The organism is Prosthecobacter sp. Pr1, from assembly GCF_057652315.1.
In genome coordinates this window covers 119224-132214 of record NZ_JBYFBS010000012.1, presented here as the reverse complement: position 1 = coordinate 132214, position 12991 = coordinate 119224, and the positions used below count along the sequence as shown (strand labels likewise).

Annotated in this window: 7 protein-coding genes; 6 read left to right on the top strand and 1 reads right to left on the bottom strand. The window is 56.4% G+C overall.

Annotated features, from left to right (window positions below):
- The first annotated feature begins 27 nt into the window (after window positions 1-27).
- The 6 genes from AC24GY_RS19165 (at window position 28) to AC24GY_RS19140 (ending at window position 10967) form a co-directional block, all read left to right on the top strand.
- Entirely contained in the window at window positions 28-2061 is a 2034-nt protein-coding gene (locus AC24GY_RS19165) for a 3-hydroxyacyl-CoA dehydrogenase NAD-binding domain-containing protein (protein ID WP_487686458.1), read from the top strand.
- 26 nt (window positions 2062-2087) lie between these two features.
- Window positions 2088-3944: an acyl-CoA dehydrogenase family protein gene (locus tag AC24GY_RS19160; RefSeq protein WP_487686456.1), complete on the top strand. Its 1857-nt coding sequence runs from the start codon at window positions 2088-2090 to the stop codon at window positions 3942-3944.
- 91 nt (window positions 3945-4035) lie between these two features.
- Complete coding sequence (locus tag AC24GY_RS19155; protein ID WP_487686454.1) at window positions 4036-4503, top strand: MscL family protein; 468 nt, start codon at window positions 4036-4038, stop codon at window positions 4501-4503.
- Between the two features lie 445 nt (window positions 4504-4948).
- On the top strand, window positions 4949-9493 hold the full coding sequence (locus AC24GY_RS19150; protein WP_487686452.1) for a putative Ig domain-containing protein: 4545 nt from the start codon (window positions 4949-4951) through the stop codon (window positions 9491-9493).
- 89 nt (window positions 9494-9582) lie between these two features.
- Window positions 9583-10497, top strand: a complete 915-nt coding sequence (locus AC24GY_RS19145; RefSeq protein ID WP_487686450.1) for a hypothetical protein — start codon at window positions 9583-9585, stop codon at window positions 10495-10497.
- A gap of 5 nt (window positions 10498-10502) precedes the next feature.
- The gene (locus AC24GY_RS19140) at window positions 10503-10967 is read left to right on the top strand and encodes a hypothetical protein (RefSeq protein ID WP_487686447.1); all 465 of its coding nucleotides are present in this window, start codon (window positions 10503-10505) and stop codon (window positions 10965-10967) included.
- Window positions 10968-11364: 397 nt separating this feature from the next.
- On the opposite strand, the gene dnaB is transcribed toward AC24GY_RS19140, so the two are convergent.
- A complete protein-coding gene (gene dnaB / locus AC24GY_RS19135) occupies window positions 11365-12876 on the bottom strand; it encodes a replicative DNA helicase (protein ID WP_487686445.1) in 1512 nt (503 codons plus the stop codon).
- Between the last annotated feature and the right edge of the window lie 115 nt (window positions 12877-12991).

Sequence of the window (12991 nt, the reverse complement as noted above, 5' to 3'; positions counted from 1 at the left end):
CAGAACATTCTCATCCAACTCAATGCCATGAAAACTTTCCTCAACCACCCCTCAATCATCCACGATCCGCCACATGTGCTGGAGGACATCATCCACGGTCATCCGATGCCGCCGAAGCATTTTCGGCACGAAATCGATTTCGACGGTATCGCCTGGATCACTTTTGATTCCCCCAAATCCTCCGTCAATGTCTGGAACGAAGAGACCCTGCGTGAGTTCAATCATCTGCTTGAAACCATCGAGCACGACACCCGTGTCAAAGCCTTGGTTTTGCGCAGCGCCAAAGAGCGCATCTTCATCGCAGGCGCTGACATCAAGGCCATTCGCACCATGCAGCATGTCCGGGTGAATGATCTCATCTGGCTCGGACAGGCCGTTTTTGACCGTTTGGGCCGGTTGAAGGTGCCAAAGATTGCCGTGATTCACGGTGCCTGCATGGGCGGCGGATTTGAAGTGACCCTCGCCTGCGACTGGCGCATCGCCAGCGATCACGACAGCACCAAGATTGGCCTGCCTGAAACCCAGCTCGGCATTCTCCCTGCCTGGGGAGGTTCCACGCGGCTGCCACGGATTATTGGCGTGCGCAAAGCGCTCGACCTCATCACCACCGGCAAGCTGCTCAATGCCACCGCCGCCAAACGTACAGGTCTCGTAAGCCACGTGGTGCCAGCTGAGCGTCTTGAGACACTGGCCCGCCGTCTGGCGCGTGAAAAACGCCCAGTTACGAAGTTCCAGTTTGAAAATGTGTTCTCTCCTGTCATCGGCTATCTGGCGAAACGCAAGGTGCTCGAAAAGACACGCGGGCTCTATCCTTCAGTCACCAAGGCCGTCGAAGTCGTGACGCATGCAGTTCATGGCGAGATTGAGAAAGGTTTGTTGCTTGAGCGCAACGCGGTGGCTGAACTGATTAAAAGCCGTGATTCGGCCCGGTTGATTGACCTGTTTTTTAAGCGCGAAGAAGCCAACAAGCGATCTGCCACAGGCGGCACGGCGCTGCCCATTCACGATGCCACCGTCATCGGTGCGGGCGTGATGGGGGCTGGAATTGCGCATATCTTGGCTTCGCGTGGCATCCGTGTGCTAATGACGGACGTCACCAACGACAGCCTCGCGCGTGGACTGGAACGGATTCATGGCCTCGTTTCAGATGCCACGCGCCGAAGGCTGGTGACGAAGGTTCAGGCGAGGGACACGCTGGACCACATCAGCACGACGCATGTGCCGGTGCCGCTTAACAGGCACCATCTTGTGATCGAGGCTGCAACGGAGAGCATGGAATTGAAAAAGAAGATCTTCGCGGATCTGGCCGCACGTGTCTCGGCGGACACCATTCTGGCCACGAACACCAGCGCGTTGTCTGTGTCGGATTTGGCAAAAACGGTGCCCCATCCGGAGCGCGTCGTCGGTCTGCATTTCTTCAATCCGGTGCATCGCATGCCGCTGGTGGAGATCATCACGCTGCCGGAAACCTCGCCTGATGTGCTGGACACGGTGGTCAGTTTTGTGCAGAAGCTGGGCAAGACGCCGGTGGTTGTCAAAGACAGCCCGGGATTTCTGGTGAACCGCATCTTGGTGCCTTACTTGATGGAGGCAGTGAGATTGCATGAGAGCGGTATTCCGGTGAAGGACATCGACGAGGCGATGCTGGAGTTTGGCATGCCGATGGGGCCGATGCGCCTGCTGGATGAAATCGGTCTCGATGTGGCCGTTCACGTGGCCAAGACACTTTCCAGTGCTTTCCCGGATCGGTTTCCGCATACCGATGCTCTCGACAAGATGGTCAGTGCGGGACACCTCGGCAAGAAAACGGGGCAGGGATTCTACCGCTATGAGGACGGCAAGGAGATCTTGCCCACGACTCATTCAGATCTGCCAAGGCACGAAAGCATCCAGACCAATCTTGCGCTGCTGATCAGCCAGGAGGCGATGCGCTGTCTCAAGGAGGGCATCGCGCGCAACGCGGATGACATCGATCTGGCCATGGTGCTTGGCACCGGCTACCCGCCGTTCCGTGGAGGTCCCATCACTTTCGCCCGGGATACGGGCATCATTGACTATTAAAAACCATCCTCTGGAGAAATCAGGCCATGAAAACTACATTGGAAGAATCCAACACTGAAGCGAGGACGCACATCGACACGTCGCGCATGAATTCGGGGCAGCGTGCTGCGCTCGAAATGGCAGAAGCTGCGCGTGATGAACGCCGCAACACCGGAATCGCCGCCGGAATCTTTTTTGGCGAGCCGGATTTTGGCAAACTGCTGCCATTTCCGAAACAAAGCGGCGAAGACCACGATCAGGGCGACGCGTTCCTGCACCGGCTTGAGCGAGTGCTGGACCTCTATGCGGATCCTGATGAGATCGACGAGAAGGGCGAAATACCTGACATGCTGCTGAGCGAACTGGCGCGGATCGGTGCCTTCGGCATCAAGATCCCCGTGAGATATGGCGGGCTGGGGCTTTCGCAGACGAATTATTCGCGCGCGGCCATGCTGCTGGGGAGCCGTTGTGGCAACCTCGCGGCGCTGCTTTCTGCGCATCAGTCCATCGGTGCTCCGCAGCCGCTCATCTTGTTTGGCACCGAAGAGCAGAAAGCCAAATACCTGCCGCGCTGCGCCAAAGGGGAGATCAGCGCCTTTGCACTGACGGAAAATGAAGTGGGATCAGACCCGGCGCGGATGAAGACGACGGCCAGACTCGACGCGGATGGCGAGAACTACATCCTCAATGGCGAGAAGCTCTGGTGCACCAACGGCACGAAGGCAGGCTTGATTGTGGTGATGGCCAAAACACCGACACCCGAGAAGCCCAATGCCACCACGGCATTCATCGTTGAAACAAGCTGGCTTGGGGTGGAGATCCTGCACCGCTGCCGCTTCATGGGGCTCAAGGCTCTTTACAACGGGGTCATTCATTTTGACAACGTGAGGGTGCCGGTGGCGAATGTGCTGGGCGGTGTCGGTCGCGGCCTCAAGGTGGCGCTGACGACGTTGAACACGGGGCGCATCACTTTGCCTGCCGCATGCACGGGCTTGTCGCAGCGTTGCCTCGACATCAGCAAACGATGGGCGCGCTCTCGCGAGCAGTGGGGGCAGCCGATCGGCCGCCACGCCGCCATTGCTGACAAACTCAGCCGCATGGCTGCGGACACCTTCGCCATGGAAAGCATTGTGCGTTATGTCTCGGCGATGGTGGATCGTGACAAGCATGCCGATGTCCGTCTCGAAGCCGCCATCGGCAAGCTCTGGGGCAGTGAAAAATCCTGGCGCATCATGGATGACACGATGCAGATGCGCGGCGGTCGTGGATTTGAAACCGCAGCTTCGCTCAAAGCGCGCGGGGACGTGCCCGAACCCGTGGAACGTCTGTTCCGCGATTCCCGCATCAACACGATCTTTGAAGGCAGCAGCGAGATCATGAGGCTGTTCATCGCGCGTGAGGCGCTGGAGCCGCATCTCAATCTTGGAGCAGATGCGGTGAATCCTACCCTGCCGTGGAAGGTGCGCGCCAAAGCCGCCATGCGTGCCGCAGGGTTCTATGCCACTTGGTACCCTCTTAAGTGGCTGCCGCTGGGCGCTGGAGACGCGAGGGATTTGCTGCATCCCTCCCTGCAGTTCGAGCTCGATGATATCGCCCGGCAGAGCCGGGTGCTGGCGCGGCGGCTGTTTCTGGCGATGGCGCTGAATGGTCCCAAACTGGAAAAGCGGCAGGTGCTGCTGGGCCACTTTGTCGATGTGGGAGCCGAGTTGTTTGTCTGGGGCTGCACACTGGCCCATGCGCAAAGCAAAGTGAACGACTCGTCCATGTCCGAGGTGGAAATCGACAAACTGGTGAGGCTGGTGCGCTTTTTCGGCAAGATGACGCGTGAGCGCATCGCCAGCAGCTACAGGCATCTCAAGGAGAACCTTGATGCCGAGAGCTGGCGAGTCGCTCAGGAAGTGTGAGCGCATTTTGTGCTGGCCTGATGCCTGCTGGTGGGTTTAGAAGGTGACCGGTTCCATGAATCGGTCACCTTTACCTCAACATCCACCTGCCATGCTCAAAGAATTCAAAGCGTTTATCCTCAAGGGCAACGTCGTCGATCTCTCCACGGGGGTGATCATTGGCGCAGCCTTCACAGGCATTGTCACGGCATTTGCCAAAGGAATCGTGGAGCCGCTTCTGGCGCTGTTTGGCGGAGGTCCGAGTCCGAAGCTGACGATCCCTCTGCGGGAAGTGACCCTGCATGTGGCCAAGATGGGAGCGGATGGCAAGCCGCTGGTGCAGGCCGATGGAACGCCGGTCATGGACACGGTCAAAAAGATTATTGAGCTCGATATCGGCAGCATCATCGGGGCGGTCATCAGCTTCTTGATCACGGCGGCAGTCGTGTTTTTTGTGATCGTCAAACCGATCAACAAACTGATGGCGATGACGCGGAAAAAAGAAGCGGACGCGCCGCCACCTCCGCCGCCTGCTGACATCGTGCTGCTCACGGAGATCCGGGATCTGTTGAAGAAGTAGGATTGGAGGGGACTCGGCTTCTTTGTCTGCGACTTCCATCTTGGCTCCGGCGTAGTCGGAGCGGGTGAGGAGACCAACCCTGTGACGTCCTGCTTGATGTAACTGGAATGGCGGGAGGAAGGCTTTTATCCGCAATGAGGGGATCGTGGCAGGCGGTCGGTTTGGAAATGAAGGGGGATAGGACGACAGGCATCGATTTGGAAGGGCTGCGTCATGTCCTGCTCTGCTAGACACGAGGATTAAATAAAGGCTTATGAGTAATTGGATTAAGTCTTAACAATCCCTAAAAACGTCTTACAACCCTAATCTCGACAACCGTGGGTGATCATCATGATAGTGGCAAGATTCACGAATTTCCACTATCCGAATGAACGTCACTCTCCTATCACGCCTACGCCGAGCACGCTGGTTGCATGTCATTCAAATCCTGGTCTTTGTTTCATGGATGATGAACCCATTCCCCGGAGCCTTCTCTTACTGGACGCTCAGCAATGGCGTTAAAAGTGAAATGGCCAACTTCCCCGAAGGCGATCCTTGGCACGAACAAGACGGCGATGGCGACGGCTTCAACAATGCGCAGGAGGCGCAGTTTGGCAGCGATCCCTACCGCCTTGATTCTGACCTCGACGGTTTGCCAGACCTGGTGGAATACCAGTATTCACTGGCGGCTGTCACAGCAGGCACTCCGCTGCCCTACGATCCTTGGAGCTGGGACAGCAATTGCAACGGCTTTTCGGATTTCGACGAGTACTACCAGCAGATCCAGGGGTACAATCCGGTGGTGAACTATGCCAGCCTCACTGCGGGCACCTTCTGCAGCTACTCGGATGCGGATGGCGATGGATTGAAAAACTTCGAGGACAGCGAACCCTTCAATACCGACCGCGATGGGGACCTCTTGTTAAACTGGAACGAAGCCGCCGGGCAGATGGATGACCCCTACAACGGCGCAGGGCCGCCAAATTCCGATCCACCCCCGCCGACCGATCCCGGCGTGATCATCGGCGGGAACTGGTACCCCACAGGCACCATGGACAGCGATGGTGACGGCACGCCCGACCAGCTCGACTCGTTTCCCTATGGCAGCTTCTGGTATCAGGGCATCGAGTACGGCGGAGCATCGAGCGACCGTGACCTCGACGGCATCCCCGATGTGGCAGACCCGTTCCCGGATGGCAGCTACTGGTACAACGCTACGGAATACGCCGCGCCCTGGGTGGATCAGGATGGGGATGGCATTCCCGATGGGTTGGACCCCTGGCCGACGATTGCGGGCAGCTACACCTACAATGGTACGGAGTACCCCGGCCTTATACTCGATGCGGACAACGACGGCATCCCTGACGCACTTGACCCCACCCCCAACGGTGAAGCGCCTCCTCCTAACGAGCCGGACCCCTGGAACGGCCTGCCTCATTACACTTACAACGGCATCGAATATGCTGGCTCTTGGAGCGATCAGGACGGGGACGGCATTCCGGATGGCCAGGATGCCACGCCTAATGGCGGCTACTGGTACAACGGCAACGAATACGCCGGCAGTTGGAGCGACCAGGACGCGGACGGCATTCCTGATGCTTTGGACAACTGGCCCGATGACAAGTGGAACGGCGCTGCGCATTTCACGTATCAAGGAGTCGAATATCCGGGCAACATGGTTGATGACCGGGATTGGGACGGCATTCCCGACGCTGCGGACGCCTATCCGGATGACCGCACCAACCGCGCCGACACCGATGGCGATGGCCTGAGCGATTACGATGAGACCACGCAGTACGGCACCGATCCCGCCAAGACGGACTCGGACGATGACCGTCTCAGCGACTCGGACGAGCTCTTCCGCTACCACACCCATCCGCTGCTGGCGAAGTCAAACCCTGACCAGCCCTACAGCGACTTCTACATGGTCAACATGGAGGATGGCGACTCCGATGGCATCCCCAACGGGATCGAGCAGTGGTACGCGGATCAGGGCTTGGGCATGAACCCCGCCGATCCGGCGGATGCCCGTGGTGACCTCGATGGCGACGGCTACACGAACTTCCAAGCCTGGCAAAATGGCTGGAGTCTCACCTCGCATACGGACACTTATGACTATGACCAGGACGGCATTCTCGATGTGCTGGAGGACGCGTGGAATGCGGCCTATCCGGGCATGTTTGACAATCACCACTTCAATGACTCCGTGGAGGATTTTGATGGGGATGGATTGATGAACTTCGAGGAGATCTCCCTGGGCCTGAATCCGGGCAAGGCGAACAGCCGCCATACCAGCGTGAGCGACGTGCAGGAGTGGGCGTGGCGCGGCCTGGTGGTGGGCGGTCCTGTGGGGCTCTCGTTTGCCGGACTGGGACTCAACAGCGGCACGCAGCCCGAGTGGCTGGTGATGGAGGATGCGAACCTCGATGGCGTGCCCGATGGACTGCAGGCCTTCGTGACTGCGGTCAATGCGGACGCGACGCTGGTGACGCTGCCGCAGCGTGCGGCCAGCGGTGACTACGATGGGGATGGCATGCTGGACTATTGGGAGCATAGTTATAACCTCGACCTGCGCGCTGCCACAGATGCTCAGGCCAATCCCGATGGAGATAACTTGATCAATTCATTGGAGTACGCTCATGGCCGCAATCCGTTGGTCAGCGATGATCCGCCGCCGGAAATTCCGCCGCTGGATGATCCTACAGCAACACCGCAGATTGTGACCACCAGCCTGCCGGATGGCATGGTGAACTCTGGCTACAATGCCGGCATTGTGGTCAGCGGGGGTACGGGGCCGTATGCGTTCAGCTTCAGCAGCGGCAGCCTGCCCGACGGGCTGTTCCTTGATGAAAGTGGGGGGATCATCGGCACGCCCACCACGGAGATGAGCAGCACCTTCACCGTGCAGGTGGTGGATGGCAGCGGCCTCAGCGCCTCACAGGCGCTCACTCTCAATGTGTTGCCCGACACCACCGCCGGAGGTGGAGATGGTACCGGTGGCACGGGTGGAAATGGCGACGGAGGCAGTAATCCGCCACCACCTCTGGTGATCACCACCACCGATGCGCAAATGCATGCGGTCATCGGCAGGCCCTATTCTGTGACGCTGGCGGCCAGCGGGGGAGTTTCCAGCGATTATGTCTTCTCCATCAGCAATATGGGCACCCTGCCCGCGGGATTGGAAATGTCTGAGGATAATAAAACCATCCAGGGCACACCTACGGTCACCGGCTCCTGCAGTTTCACCGTCACGCTCACGAATGCCAGTCAAGACGGCTTCATTGTCCCTGGCAGCAGTTCTTATGAATTCACGCTGACGGTGCATGATTTGCTGGCCTTTACGTCGGAATCTGAACTGCCGAATATCATGAAGGGTGTTTTGTTTACGCCGCAGCTCGAAGTCAGCGGCGGCTATGGCCAGAAGCTCTTCAGCCTGACGTCCGGCGCTCTGCCAACGGGCATTGAACTGACTTCGGGAGGGCAGTTCCTCGGGGCTCCCTCTGAGACCGGCCATTACGCCTTCACCGTGCATGTTGCCGATGCGCTGGGACTGGTTAAAGACCAGGAATTCACACTGAATGTCAGTGAGCCTCCTCAGCCCCTGACCATCACCACGTACTCGTTGCCGAGCGGTGGCGTTGGCATCGGCTACAGTGCTGGCATTGGCGTTAGTGGTGGGAATGGTGATTACACCTTCACAGGTGGCGGGGGCATCTTCAGCGTCAGCTCCAGCGGCGGCATCAGTGGCGTCCCCACCGAGGCGGGCGTCTATGCCGTGAGCGTCACCGTGACCGACTCTGCTGAGAACAGCGCCAGCGCGACCTATGTCATCTCCATCGAAGCCCCTGCACTGGCTGTGACCAGTGGCGACAAACAGATCCTCAAAGTGGGAGACACGCCCGAGCCGGTGACGGTATCAGTCACCGGAGGCGGCGTCGGCCTCGCCGGGGTTCCAGTGTGCATGGGCACCCAGAGCACAATCACGGATGAAGGCGGCAGCGCCACCTTCCTGCCTTCGGCTTTGATGACGGAAGGAGCGCATGACTTCGCCATCAATGCCGCAGGCTGCGGAGCGACGGTGCAGATGTTTGCGTTTACGCCACCGCCGGGTGCCGGTGGGACGGCTCCCGATATTTTGCCAGGTCCGCCGGACGATCCGCCGGTAACCCCGGTGGAAGACGATGACGTCATCGTCGAGAGCCGCTCAGTGAGTTACACCAGCGGCACCCTCCAAGCCCATTACAGCAGCGGGATGGGAGTGGCTTACGTCAATGGTCGGTTTCAGGTCTTTTTTGCTGGGGCGATCAACTGCCCAGACTACAGCAGCAGCAAGACAAGGTGGAGCACCAGCGACGGCCGGTCAGGGGAAGGCACACCGCCAGATCTGGAGTCCTTGCCCTGGAGACCGGGCTTGGCTGGCGGGTATGACCAAAAGTTCCCGGACACGAATGATGGTCCAGTCGACGGCCCGGACCTTCCCGGGGGGGAAGGCGGCGGCGCCATCTGGCCGGATTTGGGAAACGCTCCCTTCAAAATCGTTTACAATGGCGGCTACAATGGCAAATCCGTGGGGCGGCAGAAACATACCACTTCTCAGGTGCGTATTAGGCGTAAGCCTGTCGCTGAAGGCGGCAGCGGAAATAATGGACCCATTTCTATGCCTTTTCTGGACGAAACCAAAGAATCAGATGAGAATGGCGCGGAAACCATCATCGCTGCTCAAATGGAAAACCTTGTGCTCAGTGAGACTCAGAATGAATCGGCTACTAGCACGAGCGATCCCAACGCAGCGCCTAGAACAACGAAAGCAAAATCAAAAGCACAGCCGGAATTGATCCTCGACAATACCAACGTGGCCTACAACCCGAACACCGAAGCGCTTGGCGTCAGCAATTACGTTACGACCGATGGTCTGCCACAGAGCAGCCAGTTTGCGGATGTGTGTGATGATCCCAAAATTTCCGCTTACAAGCCAAACTGCCGAATTCTACAGCGACTTCCGTGCAAATGACGTTAGAGGTAATAAGTGACGGTATAAGCATACGTTCATTCGATTACACGCTCGATCAGAAGTCCGGGAATATGGTCCGGGGCCGTTTCATGCGATTGGTTACGGATGATCGTGACAATAAAGCCTCGGGCTCCGGGGCTACTTCTGATTTGAATAACCAAACGATTTTGGTGAAACTAGGAGACCAGATCAAAGTCAGCTACCAAAGCGCAACAGGAAGTCCTATTGTGCAAGAAATTCAAGTGGGTCGTCCCACGAGTGAAGATAACAAAGATCAATCATCCTTCAAGAAAGATGATATTCGTGAAGTCAAAGTTCACTTCGTCGTGGTTAAGATTTCTTCCGAATCAAATGCCCAACCGTGTGTAAATGATGCAGAGTTGAACAAGTTTATTGCTGATGCTAATGAGCGATTGGCTCAGACAGGCATTCGAATTAAACGAGTTTATAAAACGGCAAGTTCTGAAGAAACAGAAATCATGGATTGGCCCACCGGATTCAATGGCTTATTTCATGAATCAGCTTCATTGCTTATTACAAATCCAACTCCTGATGAACTTGCATTTGCACAAGCAAAAGATGCCGACATTAATTCTATTGATGTCATTTTTGTCCCGCTCATGACAGCTTCGGGATATCAACCTGTGGCGAGAAGTTATGCTGCATTTACCAATAAAACTAACGATCCTAACCTGAGTAATTGGATTGTAATCAATGCTTCTTTTGCTACTGCAGTTAAAAGACCACATACGTTACCTCATGAGTGCATGCATATTTTACTAAATATGGCGCATCGAATGAATGGGTCTGATGAAGCAGACCCTTTATCGGCTCTATTTTATGGGCCTCCTGATTATGGGGAATCTGCCAAAAATGTGGACAAAACTAAACGTATCGGACCTTACCCCCAGGCTCTGAGTGCAGGAATTGGTCAAGATGACACACAAGTTATGCGTAAAAATGCGGAAACGCTACCAATTCAATCTGTTGAATCAACACAATAGAACTGATGAACAAACGAACTATATTTATAATATGCACTTTGGTAGGCGCGTCTGCGCTTATTTTCGGATGGCAGGGAAGTCGCCATACTTCAGATCAACCAGAAAAATCGGAAAAACCGAGGGAAAATCAAAATTCAAGTTCCACAAAGGCTGCTGAATCAATTAACTCAGATACATCTGCAAATAATTTAGGACCTCAATCACAAGTTAGCCCCCCGTACCTGAGGGACATCATTCAGCATCGCTATGGGGACGAAGCTCGAAAAGCCATTACAGCCATGGGTGAGTTTCTCAAGACTTGGAACCCAGTTGGTCGCACAACAGGTGAAATAAAGTCCGTTTTTGGCAACCCATCTCTCGAAAAGAAAGATTCAATTCAATATAAATTTGATACCGGTCTTAATGGATGCATCTACGTATTTGTAATTAATCAAGGCAAAGTGACAGCAATAGAGTTAATCTCAATGTGAAAAATGAACCCACGAGCCAACCAATGGCATTGGCGGTGCCAACCCATTTGGAAATTTAAAATCAGCACAGCATCTCGGTTTTTGAACCCTCCTATGTTAAAGCAGCACTGTGAATTTCCCGCAGCCAGCGCTTGCTCACATGAGGCTGCGTATCATCCACGAACTGACGACGCTTTTTGACGGAGAAACGTAAAACCTACTTCCAACTGAATATGCCAGCACCTTGCCCACCTCGGAGTGCTTGTCCCTGATCACTCTTCCGAGGTGCTGACTGACGCGGGTGATGGTCGGTTTCGGAAACAACTTTGGTAGGCATGCGACTGTCCTGACGATGTAGGTTCCTGTTTGCCGCAGAAAGCGGGCTTGAACAAGTGACGAGGCGCATGCGGGCAACGGTTTAAGGGGACTCGGCTTCTTCGCTGCGCTCGACGAAGCGCATGGCGTGGTCGATGAAGCGGAGGAGGACGTCGTCGGTGGGGCCGTTTCGGTTTTTGGCGAGGATGAGCATGGCCTCGCCTTTTTTCTTTTCTTCGGCTTCTTCGTCTTCGACTTCCATCTTGGCTCCGGCGTAGTCAGAGCGGGTGAGGAGACCGACCATGTCGGCGTCCTGTTCGATGGAGCCGGACTCACGCAAGTCAGAGAGGACGGGGCGCTGGCCTTTGCGGGATTCGACGGCGCGGTTGAGCTGGGCGAGGACGATGATGGGGACGTTCAGTTCTTTGGCGAGGCCCTTGATACCGGCGGAGATTTCCGCGATTTCGATCTGGCGGTTGTCCTTGGCACGGCGGCTCTGGGAGGTGACGAGCTGAAGATAATCGATCATGATCATCTGGATGCCGTGCTGCTTTTTAAGGCGGCGTGATTTGGCGCGCATCTCCATGATGTCGAGACCGGGCGTTTCATCGATGAAGATCTGAGCTTTCTGCAAATCACGCGTGGCCTTGGCGAGAGCGTCCTGCTGAGCGCGGGAGAGCAGACCACGAGAGAGGTCCTGCATGCTGAGGCGTGCGCGGGAGACGAGGAGACGACGAACGAGCATGGTGGCGCTCATTTCCAAACTGAAGACCACGCAGGGGGTGTTGCAGTCCACGGCGATGTGCTCGACGATGTTCATCGCGAGGGAGGTTTTACCCATGGAAGGACGGGCGGCGATGACGAACATTTCACCGCCCTGCAGGCCGGAGCTCATGGCGTCGAGCTTGCTGTAACCGGTGGACAGACCACGCAACTGGCCGGGGTGCTCCAGCATGTACTGGATGCTGTCGATGGCGTCCATGACGTGGGTGGAGAGGGTCTTGATGCCCTCCTTGGCACCGACGGATTCACGCACGGCGAGCACGCGTTGTTCAGCATGGTCGATGAGCGTGTCGATGTTCTCGTCCATCTGCTCTTTGCCGTGCTCGTAGGCGTGATGGATGTTCAGCGAGCTGGCGTGGATAAGCTCCCGCAGGATGTGCTTATCGAGGACGATCTTCTTATAATAAGGGAAGTGCGAGGGGATCGGAACGAAGGCGAACAGTTCCGAGATGGCGGCTGCACCACCGACCTTGTCGAGGAGGTTTTGCTCACGCAGCGCATGAGTGAGCGTGACGGGATCGATGGGGAGGTTTTTGTCGTAAAACTCCAGCAGCTTTTCGTAGATGGTGCGATTGGCGTCGTGATAAAAGGCCAGGGCAGGGAGATTGACGCGGCAGTCGCTGAGGCGTTCGAGGGGATCCTGCAGGAGGCAGGAGAGCACGCCTTTTTCGGCCTCGTCGCTGAAGGGGAGGGCGCGATTGAAGGAGGCGAGGAGCTCCTCTGCGGTGGGGACTTCGTTGCGTTTTTTGAAATTCTCCCGCTTTTTGGCAGGCTCAGCAGCACCGTTTTGAGGTGTTTCTGCTGTCGTATTGGGAGTGGAATTTTCGGCCATGGAGGACGTTCAGGATGGAGGGCTGCGGATTTGCGTCAATGACGTGCTCAATCGTGATGCTGTCGGATTTGGCGTCTTTTGGGGCGATTTCGGGAGTTTTGAAAAAACCGCGTCA

Bases quoted from the DNA above. Each gene is read 5' to 3' on its own strand.
- dnaB (WP_487686445.1), bottom strand. From the start codon at position 12,876: ATGGCCGAAAATTCCACTCCCAATACGACAGCAGAAACACCTCAAAAC.
- AC24GY_RS19145 (WP_487686450.1), top strand. From the start codon at position 9,583: ATGCGATTGGTTACGGATGATCGTGACAATAAAGCCTCGGGCTCCGGG.
- AC24GY_RS19150 (WP_487686452.1), top strand. From the start codon at position 4,949: ATGATGAACCCATTCCCCGGAGCCTTCTCTTACTGGACGCTCAGCAAT.
- AC24GY_RS19140 (WP_487686447.1), top strand. From the start codon at position 10,503: ATGAACAAACGAACTATATTTATAATATGCACTTTGGTAGGCGCGTCT.
- AC24GY_RS19155 (WP_487686454.1), top strand. From the start codon at position 4,036: ATGCTCAAAGAATTCAAAGCGTTTATCCTCAAGGGCAACGTCGTCGAT.
- AC24GY_RS19165 (WP_487686458.1), top strand. From the start codon at position 28: ATGAAAACTTTCCTCAACCACCCCTCAATCATCCACGATCCGCCACAT.
- AC24GY_RS19160 (WP_487686456.1), top strand. From the start codon at position 2,088: ATGAAAACTACATTGGAAGAATCCAACACTGAAGCGAGGACGCACATC.